The 24,597-nt window shown below is 30.5% G+C and carries 20 protein-coding genes and 1 riboswitch; of the genes, 14 read left to right on the top strand and 6 right to left on the bottom strand.

All coding sequences use genetic code 11. The features are described from left to right. The first annotated feature begins 311 nt into the window (after positions 1-311). A complete protein-coding gene (locus tag OCU55_RS03035; RefSeq protein ID WP_261850836.1) occupies positions 312-1,670 on the top strand; it encodes an APC family permease in 1,359 nt (452 codons plus the stop codon). 120 nt (positions 1,671-1,790) lie between these two features. Here the strand turns inward: OCU55_RS03035 and rpsD are convergent, their stop codons facing one another. Further along, positions 1,791-2,369 carry a 30S ribosomal protein S4 gene (rpsD, locus tag OCU55_RS03040; RefSeq protein ID WP_261850837.1) on the bottom strand — a complete coding sequence of 193 codons (579 nt, stop codon included), beginning with the start codon at positions 2,367-2,369 and terminating at the stop codon, positions 1,791-1,793. 319 nt (positions 2,370-2,688) lie between these two features. After that, the gene (locus OCU55_RS03045; RefSeq protein ID WP_261850838.1) at positions 2,689-3,129 is read right to left on the bottom strand and encodes a tellurite resistance TerB family protein; all 441 of its coding nucleotides are present in this window, start codon (positions 3,127-3,129) and stop codon (positions 2,689-2,691) included. A 322-nt stretch (positions 3,130-3,451) separates the two neighbouring features. Here OCU55_RS03045 and OCU55_RS03050 point away from each other — a divergent pair, with 322 nt between their 5' ends. The 8 genes from OCU55_RS03050 (at position 3,452) to OCU55_RS03085 (ending at position 14,485) form a co-directional block, all read left to right on the top strand. Beyond that, positions 3,452-4,432: a ribonuclease Z gene (locus OCU55_RS03050; protein ID WP_261850839.1), complete on the top strand. Its 981-nt coding sequence runs from the start codon at positions 3,452-3,454 to the stop codon at positions 4,430-4,432. A 111-nt stretch (positions 4,433-4,543) separates the two neighbouring features. Beyond that, positions 4,544-5,530, top strand: a complete 987-nt coding sequence (locus OCU55_RS03055) for a Gfo/Idh/MocA family protein (protein WP_261850840.1) — start codon at positions 4,544-4,546, stop codon at positions 5,528-5,530. A gap of 78 nt (positions 5,531-5,608) precedes the next feature. Continuing rightward, positions 5,609-6,505: a DUF2156 domain-containing protein gene (locus tag OCU55_RS03060; protein WP_261850841.1), complete on the top strand. Its 897-nt coding sequence runs from the start codon at positions 5,609-5,611 to the stop codon at positions 6,503-6,505. Between the two features lie 12 nt (positions 6,506-6,517). Beyond that, on the top strand, positions 6,518-7,069 hold the full coding sequence (locus OCU55_RS03065; RefSeq protein ID WP_261850842.1) for a GNAT family N-acetyltransferase: 552 nt from the start codon (positions 6,518-6,520) through the stop codon (positions 7,067-7,069). Positions 7,070-7,428: 359 nt separating this feature from the next. Further along, the gene (locus tag OCU55_RS03070) at positions 7,429-8,421 is read left to right on the top strand and encodes a DUF4003 domain-containing protein (RefSeq protein ID WP_261850843.1); all 993 of its coding nucleotides are present in this window, start codon (positions 7,429-7,431) and stop codon (positions 8,419-8,421) included. Between the two features lie 346 nt (positions 8,422-8,767). Continuing rightward, a complete protein-coding gene (locus OCU55_RS03075) occupies positions 8,768-11,089 on the top strand; it encodes a VIT and vWA domain-containing protein (RefSeq protein ID WP_261850844.1) in 2,322 nt (773 codons plus the stop codon). A gap of 130 nt (positions 11,090-11,219) precedes the next feature. Next, entirely contained in the window at positions 11,220-12,080 is an 861-nt protein-coding gene (locus OCU55_RS03080) for a DegV family protein (protein WP_261850845.1), read from the top strand. A gap of 671 nt (positions 12,081-12,751) precedes the next feature. Further along, a complete protein-coding gene (locus OCU55_RS03085; protein ID WP_261850846.1) occupies positions 12,752-14,485 on the top strand; it encodes a ferredoxin hydrogenase in 1,734 nt (577 codons plus the stop codon). A 409-nt stretch (positions 14,486-14,894) separates the two neighbouring features. On the opposite strand, the gene dusA is transcribed toward OCU55_RS03085, so the two are convergent. Continuing rightward, a complete protein-coding gene (gene dusA, locus OCU55_RS03090; protein WP_261850847.1) occupies positions 14,895-15,920 on the bottom strand; it encodes a tRNA dihydrouridine(20/20a) synthase DusA in 1,026 nt (341 codons plus the stop codon). Between the two features lie 300 nt (positions 15,921-16,220). Continuing rightward, positions 16,221-16,393, top strand: a riboswitch (Lysine riboswitch). A gap of 245 nt (positions 16,394-16,638) precedes the next feature. Between dusA and OCU55_RS03095 the strand changes: the two genes are divergently transcribed. Further along, positions 16,639-17,838, top strand: coding sequence for an aspartate kinase (locus tag OCU55_RS03095; protein WP_261850848.1), 1,200 nt, complete (start codon positions 16,639-16,641; stop codon positions 17,836-17,838). 320 nt (positions 17,839-18,158) lie between these two features. Here OCU55_RS03095 and OCU55_RS03100 read toward each other — a convergent pair whose 3' ends face one another. Then, complete coding sequence (locus tag OCU55_RS03100) at positions 18,159-18,839, bottom strand: DUF554 domain-containing protein (protein WP_261850849.1); 681 nt, start codon at positions 18,837-18,839, stop codon at positions 18,159-18,161. 32 nt (positions 18,840-18,871) lie between these two features. Further along, positions 18,872-19,984 carry a M20 metallopeptidase family protein gene (locus OCU55_RS03105; RefSeq protein ID WP_261850850.1) on the bottom strand — a complete coding sequence of 371 codons (1,113 nt, stop codon included), beginning with the start codon at positions 19,982-19,984 and terminating at the stop codon, positions 18,872-18,874. A 403-nt stretch (positions 19,985-20,387) separates the two neighbouring features. Between OCU55_RS03105 and OCU55_RS03110 the strand changes: the two genes are divergently transcribed. Next, the gene (locus OCU55_RS03110; RefSeq protein ID WP_261850851.1) at positions 20,388-21,662 is read left to right on the top strand and encodes a DL-endopeptidase inhibitor IseA family protein; all 1,275 of its coding nucleotides are present in this window, start codon (positions 20,388-20,390) and stop codon (positions 21,660-21,662) included. 221 nt (positions 21,663-21,883) lie between these two features. On the opposite strand, the gene trhA is transcribed toward OCU55_RS03110, so the two are convergent. Next, the gene (trhA, locus tag OCU55_RS03115; protein ID WP_261850852.1) at positions 21,884-22,531 is read right to left on the bottom strand and encodes a PAQR family membrane homeostasis protein TrhA; all 648 of its coding nucleotides are present in this window, start codon (positions 22,529-22,531) and stop codon (positions 21,884-21,886) included. Positions 22,532-22,758: 227 nt separating this feature from the next. Here trhA and OCU55_RS03120 point away from each other — a divergent pair, with 227 nt between their 5' ends. The 3 genes from OCU55_RS03120 (at position 22,759) to OCU55_RS03130 (ending at position 24,554) form a co-directional block, all read left to right on the top strand. Further along, on the top strand, positions 22,759-23,340 hold the full coding sequence (locus OCU55_RS03120; protein WP_261850853.1) for a DUF1836 domain-containing protein: 582 nt from the start codon (positions 22,759-22,761) through the stop codon (positions 23,338-23,340). A gap of 29 nt (positions 23,341-23,369) precedes the next feature. Then, positions 23,370-24,098, top strand: coding sequence for a PAS domain-containing protein (locus tag OCU55_RS03125; protein WP_261850854.1), 729 nt, complete (start codon positions 23,370-23,372; stop codon positions 24,096-24,098). Positions 24,099-24,164: 66 nt separating this feature from the next. After that, positions 24,165-24,554, top strand: coding sequence for a hypothetical protein (locus OCU55_RS03130; RefSeq protein ID WP_261850855.1), 390 nt, complete (start codon positions 24,165-24,167; stop codon positions 24,552-24,554). Positions 24,555-24,597 lie beyond the last annotated feature (43 nt).

Consider the following 24,597-nt stretch of genomic DNA (forward strand, 5'->3'; position numbering starts at 1 on the left):
ATTTTAACTGTTTTGAACATATTTAGGAGTTTGAAAATTAAGAATAGTATAGTGATACTATAGCAGTGTTTTATATAATATTTCATAGGAAGTTGACTAAGAATAGTTTTGTCTATAGAATTAGATAATGTAAAAGTGGAAACATAATTAAGTAGCATTAACTTGGTAAATCTAATAACATAAAAACAATAAATTATATTAATAAAATAAAGTTTTACAAAACTTAATATATCTATGTATTTTTTAAGTATTAAGCGAAGAATAAAATTACTTATAGATTAAGGAAAAAGTTTACGGAAAGGATGAAGCTTATGAAGAATTCAAAGGATAATAGCAAAAAGGCGGATCTTTACGAAAGTAGTTTGAAAAAAGAAATAGGGTTACCTGAAGCAATAACAATGGTGATAGGAATAGTTATAGGGTCAGGTATTTTCTTTAAAGCAACGATAGTATTTGGTAATGCAGGAAGTTCATTGTTAGGCATATGCGCATGGATAGCTGGAGGTATAATAACAATGGCATCTGCTTTGACTGTTGCGGAAATAGCAGCAGTTATACCTAAAACTGGAGGAGTATTTGCTTATTTGAGGGAGCTATATGGAGAACAGTGGGCCTTTTTATTTGGATGGGTTCAAACTGTTATATATGTACCAGGAGTAGTAGCTGCATTATCTATAGTTTTTGCAACACAAGCTACATATTTTGTAGATATATCTAAAACAGGGCAAAAGATACTTGGAATCTTTATTATATTATTTATTATGACTATTAATATATTATCGACAAAACTAGGTAGTAAGGTTCAGTTTGTTGCTACACTTGCTAAACTTATTCCTATTATAGTAATAATAGGTTTTGGTTTGATAAACGGTGGAGAACATAACTTTATTAATTCAAATGTAGTAAAAGGCGGCTCTTCAGGATTAGCTGGCTTTGGCGCAGCTATCTTAGGGACTTTATGGGCATATGACGGATGGATAAGTGTTGGTAATATGGCAGGTGAACTAAAAAAACCAAAAAAGGACCTGCCTAGATCGATAATTATAGGTCTTACTATAATTATTGCCGTATATATTTTAGTAAATATAGCGTTATTAAAAGTTATGCCTTTAGGGGATATAATTGCATCCAATAAGCCAGCATCTGATGCAGCAGTAATACTGTTTGGAAATAATGGGGCTGCTTTAATTGCAGGTGGTATAATGATATCTATTTTTGGAGCCCTTAATGGTTATTTGATGACTGGAGTTAGAATTCCATATGCTATGGCTCAAGAAAAATTAATGCCTTTTTCAAAATTCTTCGGTAAAGTTGACGAGAGATTTAACACACCTATGAATGCATTTATATTTGAAGTGTTTTTGGCTATATTGTATGTAATTTCAGGATCTTTCGATACACTTACAAACTTAGCTGTTTTCGTAATGTGGATATTCTTTGTAATGACGGTAGCGGGTATATTTATATTAAGAACAAAACATAAAGATATAAAAAGGGAATATTCAGTTCCGTTGTATCCAGTTATTCCTCTAATAGGAATAGTTGGAGGGGCATACATCATAATAAGTACAATGATAACTGATAAGTATAATGCTTTATATGGGGTTTGCATAACTCTAATAGGAATTCCGATATATCTATATATTAAAAGAAAAAATAATTATCATTAGACCAATAAAAAAATAAAAGCTATACTTAAATTTTGCGATTTAAGTATAGCTTAATTTATTCATTATCAAAATTTATAAAAGTCTGATTTTATAGAAAATCAGAATAAGCAACACATCTAATTAGTTCTTTGAGTAAAATTCTATTATCTTTGGGAATTTTACATCTACAGGGATGTCTTCTATGTTTGGCATGTTTTTTATAGTACCACTTAAGGATTCAAGATCCTTTTCTATATAGTTTACAGAAGGTAATATAGAATTAAAGTTTTCAACAAACATATCAGTCTTCTTGGAAGCTTCTTTAAGTGAAATTACGTCACCTACTTTTAGCTTATAAGAAGGGATGTCCACTTTTTGACCATTAACTCTTATGTGTCCATGAGTTACCATTTGTCTTGATTGTCTTAAGGTTGAACCAAAGCCCATTCTGTAGACTATATTATCTAATCTCATTTCTAATCTTTGGATTAGAACTATTTCAGATTTTTCTTTTGAACTCATTGCCTCAAATACATATCTTCTAAACTGTTTTTCTAGTACACCATAATATGCCTTTAGTTTTTGTTTTTCTAAAAGTTGTTCTCCATATTCGGATAACTTTTGTTTCTTTATACCCCTATTTAATGCTTTAGGGTGATTAAATACATTTACACCAAGTCGTCTTGCAACCTTAAATCTTGGTCCCATTGATCTTGCCATTTGAATCCTCCAATAAAATATATTTTCGCGGTTTCAAATTTTTTACCAGACAGCCAAGAAGAATTATATCATAGTTGAAGAAGAATGTAAATGATATTCATTATCTTTTGTATTCCTTTTATGGAATATTTTATTCTTTATGGATTTTAGATTTAATAATTTCTGTAGTTATGAATGCGTAACGGGTTTAGAATGTAATATAAAGTAAAAGAGTAAAAAAATAAAATTTATTCTCCTGCCAGATTTTCCTCATATACATTCGGAAAGGCAGATGCGTAAAAAAAATTCACTGAAGAAAATCGCTTCAGTGAATTTTTTATTAAACTAATAATTCTGATATCCTAGTTTTTAACTCAGATATTTTGCTTTCATAATCTATAACTGTTATTTCATATAAAGCTTTTACATCTTTAAAAAAGTTAAGGAAAGAAGTTTGTTTACCTTCATTGATGTTAAATGTATTAGCAATTTTAGATAAAAATGCAGTTTCTTCTTCGGAGTACAAGCCGTCTACAAGAGCAAGTCCAACTAATTCAAAATATATTATATTTTGAATTCTTGAAGTAGAAGAAGTTAAAGCCTTTAGGGTTTCATCAAAGGGTAATGAATCTACCTCTGAGCTGTTTAAAGAAAGTTCTTCTAAATAATCAGATATTAATTGTTCCTCTTTTTCTGAAAATACTTTGTCTACATTTGCTAGATTCTTAACTAGGTTAATAAATAGTATTGATTCTTTCTTTGATAATTCGTTTAAAAACATTATATTACCTCCCAAATTAAATGATTTATATATTTATTGAAAACTTAATAGCAATTAGTTTGTCATACATGAATATATAAAAATAATTGTATAATTATAATCATATGATTATATTTTAATTTGTTTGTATATAATTCTTAAAATTATTAATTTAATAGTACAACTTAACAGAATACTTGTAAATATATGCCTGGAATTAAACAAGTGTATTTTAGAAATTATAATTAGAAATTCAGTATATACTATTTAATTAAAATGTGATTTAGAAACGTGTATCTTCATATCAGTTAAGATAAAAAATAAAAAATGAGAGGTAATTAAAATGTTAGATGTAGCATTTTTAGGATGTGGCGGAACTATGCCTATGCCTGAACGTTTTCTGGCTTCAATGTTGCTAAAATATAACGGCAGAAAGATACTTGTTGATTGTGGTGAAGGAACTCAGGTATCAATGAGAAGGCTAGGATGGGGATTTAAATCAATAGATATAATTTGTATAACTCATTTTCATGGAGATCATATACTTGGATTACCAGGACTTTTAGCAACTATAAGTAATAGTGGTAGAGAAGAACCTATTTATATAATAGGGCCTGAAGGTTTATATGAAGTTATGAATGGATTAAAAGTAGTTATCCCTTACTTAGCTTTTGAAATTTTCATAATTGAAAATCCTAAAGGTTCTATACTAGTAGATTTTGAAAAAGATAAAGCAGTTCTATTTGAAAATTATATAAATACATTAGCAGAAGGAAAACAAGAACTTAAAGCACAACTAGAAATAAGTACATCGGAACTAGATCATTCCAGTCCATGTATTGGTTATAGTTTTTATATTCGAAGATCTCCTAAGTTTGCTGTAGAGAAGGCAATTAAAAATCAAGTCCCTAAAGTACTATGGAGTAAATTACAAAAAAATGAGGTTCAAGATTTTGAAGGAAAGACATATACCCCTTCTATGGTTTTAGCGGAAGAGAGGAAAGGGTTAAAGATAAGCTATATAACAGATACAAGACCAATAGAAAGCATAAGAGAATTTGTAGAAGGTAGTGACTTATTAGTATGTGAAGGTACTTACGGAGCTGATGAGGATATAGAAAAAGCTATGAAAAATAAACACATGACCTTTAGAGAAAGCGCAACTATTGCCAAGGAAGCCAATGTTGATGAGCTTATTATAACTCATTATAGTCCTGCTATGATGAATCCAGGAGAATATATTGAGAATGCTGCTAATGTTTTTAAGAATACATCATTGGCTTATGATGGAGCAGTAAAAACAATAAACTTTAAAGAAAATTGAAGCTATAGCCTATTTATAAGGATAATCTGCCAATTTATATTTGTTAAAATAGCGAAGTAGGTTGTATAATTATAGTAGATTATAATTAGTAATTGTTTAGGCGGTGTATTTATGAAAAGTTTAAAATGGGCTATATTAGGACCAGGGCTTATTGCAAAGGACTTTGCAGCAGCAATAAAAGAAGTTAATGGAGAAATATATGCAGTAGGTTCTCGTTCCTATGATAGAGCTGAAGCCTTTGCTAATCAATATGGAATAAGCAAGGCGTATGGAAATTATGAAGAGATGTTAAGGGATGAATCTATAGATGTAGTTTATATATCTACTCCACATAGCAATCATTATGAATATATCATGATGGCTTTACAATATAATAAACATGTACTTTGTGAGAAGGCAATAGTACTAAATGGAAATCAGTTGGACAACATTATTGCTTTAGCAAATGAGAAAAATCTAGTTGTAGCAGAAGCTATGACCATATATCATATGCCTATATTCAGAAAATTAAAAAGTTTAATAAATGAAGGCGCAATTGGTCAATTAAAGATGATAAATGTCTCATTTGGAAGCTGTAAGGAATATGATGTTACAAATAGATTTTTTAATAAGGAATTGGCTGGCGGAGCTTTATTTGATATTGGAAGTTATGCATTATCACTTACAAGAATGTTTTTATCAGTACAACCTGATGAGGTGATGACAACAGTTAAAAAATTTGAGACTGGTGTAGATGAACAGTCCGGGATAATTTTAAAGAATCCAAATGATGAGATGGCTGTAGTTACGCTGACAATGAGAGCTAAGTTACCTAAGAGAGCAATTATTGCGGGTGATCTAGGATATATAGCAGTCGAGGATTATCCAAGAGCTGATGAAGCTGTTATAACATATCTAAATGGAACTGTAGAGAAGATAAGTTGCGGTGATAAGAATAAAGCATTATTATATGAAGTAGAAGATATGAATAATAGTATTTTAAATTTAAATAAGGCTGATGATTTAAATAGCTTAAATCTTTCTAAGGATGTTATGAGTATAATGGATGAAATCAGGAAACAATGGGGTATATCCTATGGTAAATCAGATGAAGTTTAAGATATCATACATATTTATAGAATAATTAGTATTTTTAAGACAATCATGGTGTTATGTAGACATCAGAGGAGGATACCAATGATACAGTTCAAAACATTAGAGCTTAGTGATAAGGATATATTTCAGAAATATTTAAAAGATTATAAGTTTTCAACTTATGAATATTCGTATTTGACATTATATTTATGGAAAAATCTATTTAAAGTTGAATTTGGTTTTTTCGATGGAGCATTGATCATAAAGAAGACTGAGAAACATACGGGCACATATTTTATGGAGCCTATTGGTTATACAAATGATAACCTGAGGTCTATAATAAATGAATTAATAAATATAAAGAAAGAAGATTCTAATATTAAGACTCTTTTTAGAGATATTGAGGAAAACTTTCTAATAAAATTGAAAGAATTATATGGTGAAGAGCTCAATATAGAAGAAGATGAGGATAATTTTGACTATATATATGAAACTGAAAAGTTAGCTACCTTATCAGGAAAAAAACTTCATAGCAAAAAAAACAAATATAATCAATTTATAAAAAGTTATAGCTATGAAATAAGAGATATAAGAGATGAGAAGGTAGTCGAAGATTGCATAGCCTTTGAAACAAATTGGAATATAGAAAAAGATCAATTAGACGAGCAGTTAGTAATAGAAGAACAAGGAGTTAAAGAGGTACTAGAAAATCTTGAATCCTTAAACGCTATAGGGATAGCTGCATATGTTGATAATGTTATTGCTGGATTTACTATTGGAGAGATAGTAAATGATGATATGGCAATAATACACATAGAAAAAGGTAATATAGATTATCAAGGGATTTACGCTTTTATAAATAGATCTTTTGTGAATGAGTATTTAGGTAATATAAAATATATAAACAGGGAAGAAGATAGAGGTATTGAAGGACTTAGAAAGGCAAAGCTAGCTTATCAACCAATAAGACTTGAAAGGAAATATATTGTTAATATATAGAGGTGCTATCTTATGAAAGTGCTACTTAAAGGTGAAAATGTAAAGCTTGGGTCAATTAAAGATGAGGATTTTGCTTGTATTAATTCATGGTATGATGATTCGGATTTCTTGAGATATTACGACATGGTTCCGGCAATTCCAAAGGGACAAAAAGAGGTCCAGGAAGTATTTGAAGAATTTAAAGAAACACAGGAGCGAATGATATTCGCAATAAGGGACGTTTCTTCAAACGAGATAATTGGTGTGATAGGCTTTGATGATATACTATGGAGTAATAGAGTGGCAACACTGTTTATAGGTATAGGAAATATGAAATATAGAAATAAAGGTCTTGGAAAAGAAGCTATAAGGCTTTTAATAGATTTTGGATTTGCAGAGCTTAATCTTCATAGGATTCAATTAGATGTATTGGCTTACAATACTAGTGCCATAAAGTTATATGAATCTGTTGGGTTTAAGAGAGAGGGAGAATATAGAGAGTTTATACTAAGAGATTACAAAAGATACTCTATGTACCTATACGGTTTATTAAAAGATGAGTGGATAGAGAAAATTAAAGTTTAATAATAAGAAGTAAACACTGAATCTATCAATATTCCATTGATAGATTCAGTGTTTTTTACTGTCCAAGAATCACTGATGAAGGTTGCTTCAGCAACTTTTTTGTATGTCTATTTGTTGTCATGTTATTATGTGGAATAAAAAAGCTTATAGATGTATATAGATAGAGTACAGAAAAAAACTGGAAATAGCTGTTATTTAATCTTGACAGTGAAACTTAAGCCACGTGAATGCTGATTGATAATTAGCAATATTAACAAAAATATAAGTAAACTTAACAAAAAGATCATTTACATATAAAATAATATATAGTATTATATTATATAAAGAGTTATTTAATACTGTTTAATATGGAGGGCGTTATGAATTCGTTAATTGCAGATAGAACTAACTTAATGATCGATAATTTTCATAAATTAAAGCACGGGTTTAGATGGGAATCTAACTTAGTTAAGCACTTCATAGCAATGTCGCTTGCTATAGACAATAGAAAATCTGAAATGGACAATTTACTAATGATAAGAGATTGTATAAGGACACATACTAGCTGGGGATCATATTTTAGAGGTACAAATGAACTGATTTTTGTAAACTTATTATCGAGTGAAGAAAATTATGCAGATACGTTCAGCAATGTTCAGTCTGTATATGAACTTATGAAACATAGTGGTTTTAGAAGTAGTCCATATCTGCCTATGGCAGCTTATACAATTGCGTCTAGTTCTGAGAAAACTCAGTGGAACAAAAGTATTGAAAGAATGGGAAGATTTTATGATGGAATGAAGAAAAACCACTTTTGGATAACATCGTCTGATGACTATGTTTATGCTGCAATATTAGCAACTACAGACTTTGATATTGAAGAGACTTTAAATAAAATAGAAAAGTATTATGATGTGTTGAGTAAGGATGGATTTTACAAAGGAAATGCCTTGCAGACATTATCTCATATACTTGCCTTAAGTGAAGGTGACGTACAAGAAAACTGCAGGAGAACTGTGGCTTTATATGAAAAACTAAAAGGTGAAAAGTGTAAGCTTAGATATGATGCGTTAGCAACTTTAGGGCTTCTTGCATTATTGTCTACTGATGTTGATACACTAGTCTCTGAAATAAAAGAGGTTTACGAATATATACATTCGGTAGATGGATATGGATTTTGGAGCTTGGATACATCAAATAGAACTATGATTGCAGCAAGTATAGTATCAAGTTATTATATAGATAATATAAAGAATGGTATTTTACAGATATCAATAGGAAATAGTATACATGCTATATTGATAGCTCAGCAACAAGCAGCAGCTGCTGCAGCTTGCGCAGCCGCAGCTAGTGCATCAGCAGCATCTAGCTAAATATACTAAATAACTACATTAAAAAAGTTTTTGTAGGAGCGTAGACTAAATGGACTATGCTCTTTTTACTGTAAATGAAAGATTATAATAAATTCTACTTTAAAGAATCTATTTAAGTGATTTTGTGTAAACTATTATTTCAAGAATATTAAAAAAACTCTTTACAATTATGAAGATTAGAAATAAAATTTAAAAAAGACTAGAAAAATATGGTGAGCAAAACTATAGATAATTTTTAAGTTGTGATTAATTATCTTAATGAAATTAAACATAGCTTAGTTATCGAGGGTTGTAAATATAACTATCATAAAGATAGTGATTATAGAAGGATGTAGGAGGCAACGAGATGATGAGCTTAAGTGATGTAACAGTAGAAAGGTTGAGTATTAATGGTCATATATGCGGTGAATATGTAGAGTTCACATTATCTCAATCATTTAAGAATAATACTGGAAAAACAATAGACGGAGAATACGCTTTTCCAATGACAGAAACCGGTGTGTTAACTGGATTAGAAGTTAGAATAGGGGATAGAATTTTAGAGTCAGTTGTTGAAGGAAAAGCTGATGTAGAGAAAATTTATAGTGATGCACTTCTGGATGGGATTAACCCCCTCAAATTAGAGAGTTATGAGAATAATTTATATAAACTAACTATAAAAGATATATTACCGAGTGAACTTGTGAAAATAAAGGTATCTTATATGGATCATATGCCATATGAGGATGATGGGTATAGCTTAGTGCTTCCTAAAATAATAACCAATGGAGTAATCCCTAATAAGTTTTATTTTAGTATCATAGTTAAATCCATGGGGGAGATGCTTATAGAATCGTCTTCACATAAGATAAATATAGAGAGAGAAGATGAAACTTTATGTAAGATAACTCTTGAAGATGGAGAACTCTTAGATAGAGATTTTGTACTTGATCTAACAGAAAAATGTCCTATAGAAGCAAGTGGTATGTATTATACGGTTGATGAAGAAAAAGAAGAGTCAATACTTTACTTAAGTATTTTTCCAAAGTTGGATGAAGAAATAAATGATAGTGGAAATAATTATATGTTTATTTTAGATAAATCAAACTCTATGATGGGAGAAAAGCTTGAGCAAGGAAAGAATGCCCTTCAGCTTTGCTTAAGAAATCTAGATGACAATGATACCTTTAATATTATAGCATTTGATGAGGAAATTTTGATTTTTTCAGAACAAGGGAAAGTACCATACACTCAGGGAAACTTAATAAAAGCTAGTGAATTTATTAATTCCCTTTCACCAAGCAGCGAGGAAGAAAACCTGATTGAAGCTTTAAAGATAGCTTTAAAAGAGAAAAATAAGCAAGGTGATTCTACGATTCTGTTATTTACAGATGATAATGTAGAGGATGAAGAAGAAGATATCATCTTAAATTATGTAAAAGAAAATATTGGTGATAACAGAATATTCCCATTTGGTATGGACACATCAGTAAATAGTTACTTTATAAACAAAATTGCTGAGATAGGGTATGGAAAGCCAGAATTTATTTATTATGATGAAAAAATTGAAGATTTGGTAGTAAGACAATTTAGTAGAATCAATAGTCCTCAGATAGATGTATTAAAAATTGATTGGGGAAATTTAGAGGTTTTAAGAACTTATCCAAGAAGTATTGAGTATCTATACGATAGAGAACAATTTTCTATATTCGCACTTGTTAAGGGAGCTATTGAAGGTAATATAAGCATAATAGGGAAAGTTGGAGAAGAGGATTATAGCGTTACTATTAATATGGACTCTTTTGACTTAGAAGAAAACGTAGATCTTATCAGAAAAGCTTGGAGTAGAATGCGTATAGAATCTATAAGTGAGAGAATGAGAGGCGAGCGTGGAGAAATTGCTGAGTCCATGAAGAACAAGATAATAGAAATATCTAAAGAGAGCGGAATATTAAGTGAAGAGACGGAACTTCTTATGGTAGAAAGCTTCCAAGAACCAGTTTTAGGGGCAACAATTACGAAAACAGTTCCTCTTATAGTTTCTGAAGAAGCTCTGAAAGATTTTGCAAGTGGATATTTCATAGATTCACCACGATTCCTTTATAATACATCTGAAAAGTTGAATAAAAATAAACCTAAATTAGAAGCAAATAAAGAAGTTTCAAGAGATCAGCTTTTAAAACTTATAGCTAGAAATCAATTTGCAGAGGGTTCATTTGACAATTCAGAGGAAAGTACCTTATATGATAGAATAGAAAATACTTGTTTGTCATTGATTGCTTTTGGATTAGGCAAGGAAGATTTAAATCTTTATAACAAGCAGATTGATAAAGGTATAAGATATGTAGCTAGAACCTTAACTGATGTTGAAGAGTTATTAGATGAGAATCTTTGTATTCTTACATTATGTACCTTTAAGGCTGTTGAGAAAAAAGGATTATTAAGATCAAAGACAGAACAAGATGTAGTTGAAGCTATTAACGTAATCAAGGATGTCATAAAATATAACGAGTATGCTGCATTAGAGGGATTAATGATGCTAAATAGGTTTGATATAATTACCGAAATAGCAATAAAATTTATAAAATCAGAGGCTATTGATAATCAGCACTTGCTTGAAAACATGCAATATGATTTAAAAGGAAATATAAGAGATGCGGCTAAATATGCCATATTAAAGTTAATGTAAGATTTTATAAATGCTTGTAAAAGATATCTTTTACAAGCATTTATAAGTTATATAGTAGTAGGAATTATTTGTATTAATTTATATAAAAGAGTATAATTTTAGGCAAAGAATCTTACTGGAGGTAATCATCTTGAGTATAAAAATAATAACAGACAGTACCTCATATATACCTGAGGACTTAATTAAAAAATATGATATTTCTGTATGTCCATTAAATGTAATATTTCAAGGTCAAAGTTATAATGAAACGACTATGGATAGGGAGGCTTTTTATGAAGAAATATTAATATCTAATGAAATACCAACATCTTCTCAACCAGGGTTGGAAGATCTTTATAAAATTTTTGAAAAAGAAGTTTTGAAGAAGAACTCGGTAGTAGGTGTATTTTTATCAGCTGAGATGAGTGGTACATATTCAAGTGCTAATCTTGTGAAAGAAATGATATTGGACAAATATCCTGATGGTAAAATAGAGATCATAGATTCTGAGTCAAATTGTATGCAGATGGGATATGCAGTACTTGCGGCAGCAAAAGCTTCTCATGAGGGAAAATCAATAGAGGAGATAGTAGCTGCAGTAGAGAATATGAAGCGCAGAAGTAGATTTTTATTTGTTCCTAATACCTTAGATTATCTAAAAAAAGGTGGCAGAATAGGTGGAGCATCTGCGTTAATAGGAGCTTTTTTGAAGATACGTCCTATACTTACTGTTGAGCATGGAAAAACTTCAATATTCGCAAAAGTAAGGACAAAGAAGAGAGCTATAGATACCATTGTTGAAGCCTTTAAAAAAGATATTGATAAAAATAATTTAGGTGAGGTAGTTGTTCATCATATAAATTCAGAAGTAGAAGGAAAAGAGCTGGCAAAAATCATAGAAGAAATAGTAAAAACAAAAGTACAGTTATGCGATATAGGTCCGGTAATAGGATTACATGTAGGTCCAGCAACAGTAGGGCTGGCTTATTATACTGAGAATCCTCTTAGATAAATTAGTTTAAATAAAAATACTATATAAAGATGTACCACTTCGTAATAAAATTTCTATTTTTAAATTATCTCACCAGGAAATGTGAGATAATTTAAAAATAGATTTCGTCGCGAACTGGTACATCTTTATCTATTAAGTAAACTTTACTTGTACTTATTTGAAAATCGTGAGTTTTGGAGGAGGGATGTATGAATTATTGGTTTAATCTGGAGAGTATAACAATGTAACATTTTGAGTAAAAAGCCATGGATTTTTTCACAATGTATTTGCTGATTAAAGATAAGATTGAGAAGAATTTTCTAATATAATGAAAATTTCACGTAAAGTGAGTTAAAAAAATAACAAAGTTTTCTGTTGACAATTCCGACAATATTGCTAAACTTTAACTAAGTGAAGTCGTTGCGTTAATTTTCCAATTTTCAGACTAATTAAATCGTTAAAAAAACATAGGTTTTTTTGATAAAAATAAAAATTTTTCATAATAGAGCATCTGTAAACGTTTTTATGAGAAAAAAATAAATTTAATTTAAAATATTACATAGGATTTTCTTTAACAATCTGCTAAAATATAAATGCACATTATGATTTTGATTATAAGAAGTACAAGATGTAGGGGGAAGCCTTACTAAAGTCGCATTTATTGAAATGATATTTTAATCAGAGGTGAAAGAATGAAAAATATAATATTAAACGGTAATGCTGTACAAGTAAATGAAGATATGACAATCCTAAAACTTGCTAGAGATAACGGAATAGATGTATCAACACTTTGCTTTTTAAAAGATTGTAACGATGTTGGTAATTGTGGAGTATGTGTAGTTGAAATCGAAGGAAGAGATGAACTAGCAACTTCTTGTAATACATATGTAGAAGACGGAATGGTTATAACAACTAATTCTGAAAGGGTTCAAAACCACATAAAAGAAAGAGTATCAACTATGCTTGATAGACATGAATTCAAGTGTGGACCATGTAAGAGAAGAGAAAACTGTGAGTTTTTAAAGTTAGTAATCAAGACTAAAGCAAAAGCATCTAAGCCATTCGTAGTGGCTGATAAGTCAGAATACGTTGATGATAGAAGTGCTTCACTTGTAATTGACAGAACTAAATGTGTACTTTGCGGTAGATGTGTTGCTAAGTGTGAAAAGAAGACTGGAACAAGCTCAATAAAGTTTGTTGAAAAAGATGGACAAAAGGTTATAGGAAATGAAAGCGGTAAATGCTTTGATGACACTAACTGCTTATTATGTGGACAATGTATTATAGCTTGCCCAGTAGATGCATTATCAGAAAAACTTCATATTGATAGAGTTAAAGAAGCTTTAGCTGATCCAGAAAAGCACGTTATAGTTGCTATGGCTCCATCTGTAAGAACTTCTTTAGGTGAGTTGTTCAATATGGGATTTGGTGTAGATGTAACAGGAAAAGCTTATACAGCTTTAAGAAACTTAGGTTTTGATAAAGTATTTGATATCAATTTTGGAGCTGACATGACTATCATGGAAGAAGCTACAGAATTAATTCAAAGAATAGAAGCTAACGGTCCATTCCCAATGTTTACTTCTTGCTGCCCAGGTTGGGTTAGACAAGTTGAGAACTATTTCCCAGAAATGCTTGGAAATCTTTCATCAGCTAAGTCACCACAACAAATTTTTGGTACAGCAACTAAGACATATTATCCAGAAATAGCAGGCTTAGATCCTAAGAATATATTTACTGTAACTGTTATGCCATGTACATCAAAGAAAGCTGAAGCTGATAGACCAGAAATGGAAATCAACGGTCTTAGACAAATAGATGCAGTTTTAACTGTAAGAGAAATTGCTAAGATGATAAAAGAAGTTAAGATGAACTTCGCAGCACTTGAAGATGGCATAGCTGATCCAGCTATGGGAGAATACACTGGTGCTGGTACTATATTCGGAGCAACAGGCGGAGTTATGGAAGCAGCATTAAGAACTGCTAAGGACTTTGTTGAAAAGAAAGATCTTGAAAATGTTGATTACGAAATGGTAAGAGGCTTAAAGGGAATAAAAGAAGCTACTGTTGAAATAGGCGGAAACAACTATAATGTTGCTGTTGTAAATGGAGCTGCTAATTTATTTGAATTTATGAACTCTAACAGAATGAAAGAAAAAGAATACCACTTCATCGAAGTTATGGCATGTGAAGGTGGTTGTGTAAATGGTGGTGGACAACCTCACGTTAACTCAGCTACATTAGAAACAGTTGATATAAAGGCTGTAAGAGCATCTGTACTTTACAATGAAGATAAGGGAATGAAGAAGAGAAAGTCTCATGAAAATGCTGCATTATTAAAGATGTATGAAACTTACATGGGAACTCCAGGTGAAGGTAGAGCACATCATTTACTTCACCACAAATATACACCTAAAACAAAGTAAAATAATTAAAAGAGTTTGAGATTTCTCGAACTCTTTTTTGCTATATAAGAAATTATAAAGTTTTCAAGCTAACTAAACTTAGATATTGCAATGGGCTTGCAAGTCTTTTGTGGCTATGCAGTGAAAAAATAAAAATTGTTTGACTGTAAGTTTAATAGTGATTTTTAAGTGAATTTTTAAATTTAAATATTTATAAAATCATAAAATCATAAAATCATATAATTATAAAATCATAAAATTATATAAATATATAGTGTTTTCAAGGGTTTCAGCCTATACTATATGGATGTAGCACTTCGTAATAAAACTTATTATTTTTAAATTCTCTCACTAGAACCGGTGAGAGTTTTAAAAATAGATTTCGGTTTGAAGTGGTACAACCGCATAAAGTAAATTGAGAATTGAAATATTATATCTCTTTATCGAGAATATCTTGAGGTAAAGAAGCTAATGCATCTCTTAATAGAATACTTTTAGTTCCTAGTGAAGGAGTTGAAAGCAATCTCTTCCACAAAGAGCTTCCAGGCTGATTTTGAAATAGACCTAAAGTATGCGATAAGGCCAGGTGTGCATTTTCACCCTTGCTTTCCAAATCCTCAATATAAGGGAGCAAATCTTCAATAATTGTCCTTCTAGTTAATGTCATAGAGTCTTGTGGGTTATATAATGAATCAAATCTAGCCATAAAAGCAGGGTTTGAATATGCTTCTCTCCCAATCATAACACTATCTACATGTGTTAAATGCTCATGTATCTCGTCTAAGGTTTTGATTCCTCCATTTATCTCAATAATAGAATTCGGGAACTGCTTTTTTAGATTATATACCATGTCGTAGTCTAGAGGGGGAATGTCTCTATTTTCCTTAGGACTTAGTCCTTCTAAAATAGCGATTCTAGCATGAATTATATTTCTATCTGGTGCTGCTTTATTTATTATGATCATGAAGTCTGAAAGATGTCCCAAATCATTAAAGAATCCGTAAGGCATAAATGAAGAAGTTACTTTAGAACTACTAATTCCTATTCGATGCTTTACTGTAACAGGCTTTTTAGTAGCGCTTTTCATTGAAGAAATCATTTCGGCTATTAACTCTGGATAAGCCATAAGTGATGCACCCATCATGTTTCCTGAAACTCTATCTGAAGGACAACCTGCGTTTAAGTTTATCTCATCGTAATTCCAATCCTCTGCAATTTTAACTGCTTTGTATAGCTCATCAGGATTAGATGCGGCTATTTGAAGAGCTACTGGATTTTCAGTAGGATTAAAATCTAAAAGTTTTTTTCTATCCCCATGAATTATTGCCTGAGATGTAATCATTTCAGTATATAGTAAAGTCTTTTTTGTTAATAGTCTAGCAAAGTATCTAAAATGCCTATCGGTCTTATCTACCATTGGCGCAATACTTATCATATGGTTAAAAGAATTGTTCATATATATTCTCCTTAATTGGGTAATAATAATTAATTAATAATTATTATAAATAATAGTGAGCAAAAAATGCAATCTAAATCTTTTGTAAATTAACCATCAAGTGGTAGTGTTAGAATGATTTATTATAAGACTTAACAGATTAAGATGCAATTAATAGAAGGATAATGAATAAATATACTTTTTATATACATTGCACATAAATATATTTAATGAGAAAGATATTTTAATATGTTTAATTTAGGTATTGAAAAGTGTTTAATAATATGTTAGCATAAAGTGAACTTAATATTATCTAAAGAAACCTAGGGTAGAGGTGCTGGATGTTAAAAGTACTCATGAGTAGCTGGCAAGCGATGATTCATGAAGAAAGGAACAACAGCCGAAGAGAGTGTACAGCGAATATATTCTCTGGCTATGCGTATAAGATATGTATAGTTGTCACTTGAATTTATAAGTGGAGAGCTACAAGGTGACACGAGATGCGTATTTAATATATTTGTATTTTTATGCAGCTAAGGTGTACCTTGGCTGCATTTATTTTTTGTTTTTTATTACTCAATATTTATTTAACTTTTAATTCTTTATCTAACTTGTAAAAATAAAGCGTATTTCTATGACAAAATATCTACATAGGTTCAGAAATGGCAGATGGGCAGAAAAGGTTACTAATGAAATCTGCATTAGCAAATTTCATTATAAGGGAAAAGGGGGCTTCTAGATGAAGACAGTAGTACAAAAATATGGTGGAAGTTCAGTGGCTACAGCTGAAAAAATACAAAGAGTAGCAGATACACTTATTAAGAAGAAAAATGAAGGGAATAACGTAGTTGCAGTTGTATCAGCTATGGGGGATACAACTGATGACCTAATCAATCTTGCAATGTCAGTTAGCGAAAATCCTGACAAGAGAGAGATGGATGCGTTAATTTCTACAGGTGAAATTATATCGGCTTCACTTTTAGCAATGGCGCTAAAGAATAAAGGGTATGATGCTATAAGCTATACAGCATATCAAATCGGAATAAAGACTTCGGGTATTTATGGAAAGTCTCTAATTGATGATATTGACGTAAAGAAGATAAAAAGTAGTCTTAACGAAGGAAAGATCGTTATTGTTGCAGGATTTCAAGGAGTAAATGAAATTGGGGACATTACAACCCTTGGAAGAGGTGGGTCTGACACTTCTGCAGTGGCACTGGCGGTAAAGCTTAAAGGAGAATGTGAAATATATACTGATGTAGATGGTATATATAGCTGTGATCCAAGAAAGTTTAATGAAGCTAAGAAACTTGATTTTATAGATTATGAAGAGATGCTTGAACTTGCCAGTCTTGGAGCTCAGGTAATGCACTCTAGAAGTGTAGAACTCGCACAAAAATATGATATTCCTATATATGTAGGACTTAGTTGTAGTGATATTAAAGGAACAGTAATTAAGGGGGTAAAGGATATGAATTTAGAGAGTAAACCAGTAACAGGTCTTGCAACTAGCGATGAGGATGTTTCAGTAACAGTACAAAATTTATCTTCTAATATAAATATTTTATCAGATTTATTTGAGGCTATTGCAAATAGAAAAATTAATATAGATATGATTTCTCAAACAGCTCCTATGGATAACTTAGTAAATGTATCATTCACAATACCTAAGAATGAAATAAGTGAGTGCATGGAAATATTAACTGATTTTTCAAATAAGGATAATATACTAATAGACGAAGATATAACAAAATTTTCATTAGTAGGGTTAGGAATGAAAAATACCACTGGGGTTGCTGCAAGACTATTCAAAGTATTTTCAGATGCAAATATAGAAGTTAAAATGATTACAACGTCAGAAATCAGAATCACCTGTGCAATAAAGCAAGAATATAAGATTAAAGCAATTGAAACGGCGGCTAAGCATTTTAACTTGTAATAAAAAGTCAGCTTACAGAATACTTGTAAGCTGACCTTTTTTTACTATATAGAAAATGATAAAATTCAATATCCAGCTAAACCTAGATATTTCAATGGGTTTGTAAGTTTTATATGGCTATGGAGTAAAAAATAAAACTTATTCGCCTGCCATATTTTCCTCATATACATTCGGAAAGGCAGATGCGCAAAAAAATCACTGAAGAAAGTCTCTTCAGCGATTTTTTAACAGATTTATCTTGAGCTCTACAGCTTTCTTAATGAATTAATAGAAAGCTATAGAGCTTGTTTTCTAAATTAGATAGTAATAAAAGTATTTAATTAGGCAAAAAAGGAATATATCATAGGTATTATTATGGCAGGAAGTAGGTTCGCTACCTTAATTTTAGTAATACCTAGCATATTAAAGCTTAAACCAATAATGAGCAAGCTTCCCACTGCTGTCATACTGTTTATTACTGTAGTTGTTAAGATTCCCTGGATCAGCGTAGCAAGTAGCGTTATTGATCCTTGATATATCAATACTGCAAAGGCAGAAAATATAACGCCAATACCAAGTGATGAAGCAAAAACTATAGATGAAATACCATCTAAAATAGATTTGTTAAACAAAACCGTATGATTTCCCTCTAGACCACTTTGTAGGGAACCAACTATTGCCATAGCTCCAACACAAAATAATAAAGATGAAGTAACGAATCCCTCAGCAATAGGAGAATTCTTAGTAATTTTCTTAAACTTTTCCTCGATAAATACCCCGAATTTGCTTAGTAAGTTATCAATATCAATAAGTTCACCAATTAATGCTCCTACTGCAATTGATATAATTATTAATAATGGATTATCTCCTTTTAAGGCACCAGATATACCAATATACAAAACACACAAAGCAAGACCATTCATAATAGTTTTGCTTAATCTTTCTGGAATGCCTCCTTTTAGGAGTAATCCCAATATGCCTCCAATGACAATAGCCCCAAAGTTTACTAAAGTACCTAACAAAACTTTTCCCCCCAATAAAAAATAAAATTTGATTACGCGTTTAAAACATAGTTTACAAGAGTATATATACCATAATATAATGCTTCGAATGATCCATCAAAGTTGGGTGAATGTAGTGGTGATTCACCTTTAGAACCATCAGATATACCAAGCCTAAAATGTACTGATGGAACTTTCTCACAATAGAAAGAAAAATCCTCTGCTGTAAAAGTTTTTTCCAGTGGTCTAACATTATTTTCACCTAGTGCTTTTTTACTGATCTTAGTAAATTTCTCTGTCAAAGCTTCATCGCTTATAACAGGTGGATAATATACATTGTAATGGGATGATACTGAACAATTATACTTTTTGCCTATATCTTCAGCTTCCGCTAAAATTTGATTTTGAAGCTTCTTCTTAAAAGCCATATCAAAGGTTCTTACAGTTCCTTTTACCACTGATTCCTCGGCTATAACATTACCGACTGTACCACATTGCAAAGTAGTGAATGTAAGAATGTGAGGATCTAATGGATTGTTTTCTATTTTTGTTTTTATAGTCATAGTATTTATAAAATCCATTGCTGGGTATAATGGATTTATACAAATATAAGGCATTGCTGCATGACCACCTTTTCCTTTAAAGGTAATGATAAAATCATCAACTGAAGCCATAGATGGGCCAGGTGAAACTTCAATAGTTCCTACAGGAACCTTTGGCCATACATGAAAGCCAATCATTTCAGTTACTTCAGGATTTTTTAGAACACCTTCCTCAATCATAACTTTTGCGCCACCAATTGCTTCTTCGGCTGGCTGAAATAAGAATTTAACTGTCTTTTTCACACCTAATTTCTTTAAAACTAGAGCAGTGCCTAGTACTGTTGACATATGAAAATCGTGTCCGCAGGAGTGACGAGGACCTGCTACGTTTATGGCATCTATATCTGTCCTTATGCCAATTGCTTTGGAATCATCTCCTAGTACAGCAACTAATCCAGTTTTAGCAATCTTCTTACTCTCATAGCCCATAGAATTCAAAAACTCAAGAAGCAGTTCTTGTGTTTTATATTCCTCGAATGAAAGTTCAGGAGTAGCATGAAGCTTATGCCACATACTAATTACTTCGTCTAAGTTTTCTTGTACTACTTTTTTTATAATATCCATATAATCAACCCTCTTTTCTAAAATAAAATTAGTATTTATTATAAGGATATGAAAATAAGAGACTTATGTCAATTAAATATAAAAAAGTGTCCAAATTGAGCGTAAATGAATTTTTACAGTGATGTAAGGAAATGTTTTACTGTGCTATAATTTTATAGTTGAAAATGTAAGAGAATTATTAAGTGAACTCATACTTATATTTATTCGAAAATCCTAGAATTATAGGATTTTTCTGCTTTAATATAGATATGCTACTTCTTATTGGAATTTATCGAAATATATACCAACAATCATTTTAATTATTGTAGGTATTTTACTTGATAAATAGACTTTATTTGAAAGTGGTACATCCATATAAATCAATAATTGAAGTTTTAACATAATAATAAAACGGAGGAATAACATGACTAAGAAATTAAATCTAATAGTAGCTTTATTTCTAATTATTAGTTTGTCATTATTCGGATGCAGTAAGAGTAATGATAACAATAAAACTAATAAGGAGGATATATTAAATCAATTAAATAAGGTTTATTCCGAAAAGAAGTATCCGGAGTCAGTATCAAAATATGCTGAATTTATATCTGCCGGAGGAGATGTGAAAGAATTTGGTAAGTTAGATGAACTTATGATGAACTTTATAAAAGAAAAGTTTGCTAAAGATAAATCTTGGACAACCATCGCGGATATGAATAAAGATGGATATGCTTTTGGTGATTTGGATAATGACAAGATTCCTGAAATATATATTATTCCATATAATAGCAAGGGAGAGAAAAAATCTCCTGTGAAGGTTTATCTATATAGTAAAGACAAATATCATGACTCAAGTGATAGTGTAGGTCCTTCTAACACTGCTTTTCCAGGTGAGTTAGTAGTAGGCAAGATAAATGATGGAACTTACGGATTAATAGATAACTCAGAGGTATCTAAAGATTCAAATATCGATGTATATATAATGAATAAAGGTAAGCTTGAAAGACTTATAAATAGCACTGTAAGCGGCTTAAAGAAATATGCACAGGATATTGATGGAGATGGTATCTTAGAAATACCGCAGTTAAATGATGATAAGAAACTTACATGGTATAAGTTTGATAAGGATTTAAAACCCATAGCGGTTAAAGAAGAGAAAATAAATACAAGTGATAATTCACAAGTTGCAACAAAGCAAAATAAGGACACAGAAAATAATATTGCTTCAAATGACACAAAAAAGCCAGTTGATAATACTGCAATTGTAAAATCTTTAAAAGATGATGAGATTCTAAGCAAGCTAATAGTAGGGAGAAATTTCGAGATTAGCAGACTGATGGGATTAGGAGATAGTAATCAAACCATTACGATAGATAGTTTAAGTTATGCAGTTATAAAAGATCAGAATACAAATGTAGAGAATGAAATTAAATCATTTAATCAATATTTTTCCAAAGCTTTCGTTAATAATCACGTTAGAAACTTTTTTAAAGAAAGTGATGGAAAGAAGTATGTTCTTTTTGGTCAAGGATTAAGCAATGGGGAAACTTTTACGAAAGTAATAAGTAGTGATCAGGGGTCGAATAAGATTAATGCAAGAGTTGAGTATGTAGACGGAGATGTTTCAGATGTTTGTAATGTAGAGCTAGTATATGAAGATAATGCTTGGAAGATTAACGATGGAACATTATTAATAAAATAAAACATAAAAAGAATAATATATAGACTGCCAGAATTTCCGCATATGCATTCCGAAAGGCAGACGCGTTAAAAAAGCTCACTGAAATTACGTTCTCAGTGAGCTTTTTTATAAGCTAAGGCAGCTAAAAGTATATGTGAAAGTTTTTTGAGGTATTAGACTACTAATAATAATTGAAAGATAGTTTAAAAAAACAAAATAAATTTTAGAAATATATCCACAAATTATAAAATAAAAGCATAAATTAGATAAAAGTGACTTAAACTTCCTAATAAGACGAAAATATGAAACAATTCATGGAATCCAAATTTGGAAGATATATTTGGGGCTTTTAATGCATATATTACTCCTCCAATGGTATATAATACTCCGCCGATTATGAGCCAAATGAAACCAGGCATTAGCAGTGTTCTATATAAAGGTGCGCTGAAGGTTAAGGCTAACCAACCCATTATTATGTAAAATGCGGTATATAGCCATCTTGGACAATCGAACCAAAATATCTTTAGAAAGATTCCTGCGATTGCTAAAGTCCATACAGTGGATAAAACAAATACTTTTAAAAATCCGTTTAAAACGCCTAGACATATTGGTGTATAAGTACCTGCAATGAGAACAAAAATCATTGCATGATCTAATTTTCTTAGAATAAGCAGTTTATTTGCAGATGACCTTGACCAATGATATATAGAACTTGCACTATATAGAAAAATTAACGATAGCCCAAAGATAATGGCTCCTGTAAGTCTTGAAGGTAAAGAGTCATTTACATCAATTGCTTTCAAGATCATAAAAACTAATCCGACTAAGGATGCTATAGCACCAAAAAAGTGAGTTAAACTATTAACTGGTTCTCTTATATATTTTATCATAACATCAACTCCTATAAATATTATGTGAAGTAGTTAACGTAACTACTTGTTATCTTTATTACAGTATACGACATAGTGGATTGTTTATGCAATATTTATTATAAATGAAATTTCAATATTTATTCATCATAACTATAAAATTCTTGTATTATCTAGTATTTTCTATTAATATTAAAATAAGTGGTTTTAAAAACTACTTATTGTTTTTGAAAACTAGGGAGGAAGATATGAATAACGCAGATTTAGAATTAGATTTAAATAACCTTAAAATGATCTTTGAAGATTTACATTTTGACAATGAAATACAACCTGAGCAAATACCTAATTTGGATTTATATATGGACCAAGTAATAACACTATTTGAAAGTAATCTATTTGAAACCAAAAGAAGTGTGGAAGATAAATTACTTACTAAAACAATGATAAATAATTATACTAAAGATAAATTACTTATGGCAGCAAAGAAAAAGAAGTATACTAGAGATCATGTAATTCTTATGATTATAATCTACAATTTAAAGCAAAGCTTAGCCATTAATGATATTAAGAATATATTAAAGCCTATAGTTGAAAAGATAGAGAACGATGAAAAAGTGGATATAAATTCATTATATAATAAGTACTTGCTAATAAAAACTAATAATTCTGAAGAAATAAAAGCTTCAGCTGAGCAAAAGCTAAAAGAAGTTAAGGACGAAGATGGGGATGTTTTGTTATATATTCTTTCTATAATTGATATGGCAAATGGATATAGAAAAATTGCAGAAAAGCTAATTGATAAGTTTTTTTTGGATACGAATGAAAAATAATAATACAATCATGTTTATGGAGGGATTCCATGAAAAGTTTTTTAGGTAATGATTTTTCAGATATAAACTTTAATATGGTTAAAAGAGAGTTTTACTTTGTTGCAGATCAGATGAGTAGAATTGTATATATAGAAGAGGGAATTGAAACCTTATTAGAACATAAATCTGAAGAATTGATTGGTAAGAATCTCTCAGATATTATAGGAGAGCAAAAGGTACTAATACAATTTAAAGAAGTGGCTGATAGAGAAAATACTATTGCTATTCCAGTTTTGACGAAGAGTAAAGTCATTACACATATAAATATATTATATAGATCTCATTATGTTGATGGAATACATAAAGGATATTATGGCTCTATTATAAATATTACAAAAGAAAAAGACCTAGAATACAGGCATCAGTTATTAACAAGGATACTGGATAACTCAAAAGATGTAATATACTATTTTAGAGTAGAACCTAAGGGGTTTGAATACATAAGTAGATCAATTGAAAAGGTACTTGGATATACTCCAGAAGATTATTATAATGACCCGGAATTAGTTTTTAGTACTGCACATCCAGATTATCTTCAAGAATTAATAGATAAAGCAGAAGGAAATGCAGATTATTCAAAACCTATTGTAACAAGGTGGAGAGATAGGGATGATGTGTATCATTGTATTGAAGATTATTCAATACCTGAATACAATATGTTTGGAGAGCTTATTGGAGTTTTTGGAGTTTGTAGAGACGTAACTAATAATTTAAAATAATAAATTTTAGAATTCCTTTATAAGATGAAGCATACATTTACAGTAAAACGATAAAAGAGGGTTAATATGGAGGATATAAGAGCACAATCATTTTATCAACATATGAGTTTTACTGGTAGAAAAAATGTAGAAGATTTAATAAAATCACTTAAATTATCAAAGGATATGAAAAAAATTAGAGGAGTTATGTATTCAGCTATAGTACTTGTAGGGACAGTAGAATTGTATTTGAATTTTAAAGAATCTATAAATATGGTGTTTATACCTTTGGCTACTTTATTAGGTATTGAAGTTGTAGAAAAGATTACAGCTTCACCAATAAAAAAGCCTGAAGATATAAGAAAATCTATTATGGCTAGTCTGAAAAATCATTGTTTTGCTTGCGATGGTAAGTGTGATTGCGATGAGGAATTTAAAGAATATATGCTCCTCAAACATAAGGTTAAGTTATTCTAGCAAATAAAAGGCAGGAGTTCATTAATGGATTCCTGTCTTTCTA

Origin of the sequence: Clostridium folliculivorans (assembly GCF_024341905.1) — a bacterium.
GTDB classification, from domain to species: Bacteria; Bacillota; Clostridia; order Clostridiales; family Clostridiaceae; genus Clostridium_AR; species Clostridium_AR folliculivorans.

Coding starts and splice junctions, on each gene's coding strand:
- OCU55_RS03125 (WP_261850854.1), top strand. CDS start 23,370: ATGAAAAGTTTTTTAGGTAATGATTTTTCAGATATAAACTTTAATATG.
- OCU55_RS03070 (WP_261850843.1), top strand. CDS start 7,429: ATGAATTCGTTAATTGCAGATAGAACTAACTTAATGATCGATAATTTT.
- trhA (WP_261850852.1), bottom strand. CDS start 22,531: ATGATAAAATATATAAGAGAACCAGTTAATAGTTTAACTCACTTTTTT.
- rpsD (WP_261850837.1), bottom strand. CDS start 2,369: ATGGCAAGATCAATGGGACCAAGATTTAAGGTTGCAAGACGACTTGGT.
- OCU55_RS03035 (WP_261850836.1), top strand. CDS start 312: ATGAAGAATTCAAAGGATAATAGCAAAAAGGCGGATCTTTACGAAAGT.
- OCU55_RS03055 (WP_261850840.1), top strand. CDS start 4,544: ATGAAAAGTTTAAAATGGGCTATATTAGGACCAGGGCTTATTGCAAAG.
- OCU55_RS03045 (WP_261850838.1), bottom strand. CDS start 3,129: ATGTTTTTAAACGAATTATCAAAGAAAGAATCAATACTATTTATTAAC.
- OCU55_RS03130 (WP_261850855.1), top strand. CDS start 24,165: ATGGAGGATATAAGAGCACAATCATTTTATCAACATATGAGTTTTACT.
- OCU55_RS03065 (WP_261850842.1), top strand. CDS start 6,518: ATGAAAGTGCTACTTAAAGGTGAAAATGTAAAGCTTGGGTCAATTAAA.
- OCU55_RS03105 (WP_261850850.1), bottom strand. CDS start 19,984: ATGGATATTATAAAAAAAGTAGTACAAGAAAACTTAGACGAAGTAATT.
- dusA (WP_261850847.1), bottom strand. CDS start 15,920: ATGAACAATTCTTTTAACCATATGATAAGTATTGCGCCAATGGTAGAT.
- OCU55_RS03050 (WP_261850839.1), top strand. CDS start 3,452: ATGTTAGATGTAGCATTTTTAGGATGTGGCGGAACTATGCCTATGCCT.
- OCU55_RS03095 (WP_261850848.1), top strand. CDS start 16,639: ATGAAGACAGTAGTACAAAAATATGGTGGAAGTTCAGTGGCTACAGCT.
- OCU55_RS03060 (WP_261850841.1), top strand. CDS start 5,609: ATGATACAGTTCAAAACATTAGAGCTTAGTGATAAGGATATATTTCAG.
- OCU55_RS03075 (WP_261850844.1), top strand. CDS start 8,768: ATGATGAGCTTAAGTGATGTAACAGTAGAAAGGTTGAGTATTAATGGT.
- OCU55_RS03120 (WP_261850853.1), top strand. CDS start 22,759: ATGAATAACGCAGATTTAGAATTAGATTTAAATAACCTTAAAATGATC.
- OCU55_RS03085 (WP_261850846.1), top strand. CDS start 12,752: ATGAAAAATATAATATTAAACGGTAATGCTGTACAAGTAAATGAAGAT.
- OCU55_RS03110 (WP_261850851.1), top strand. CDS start 20,388: ATGACTAAGAAATTAAATCTAATAGTAGCTTTATTTCTAATTATTAGT.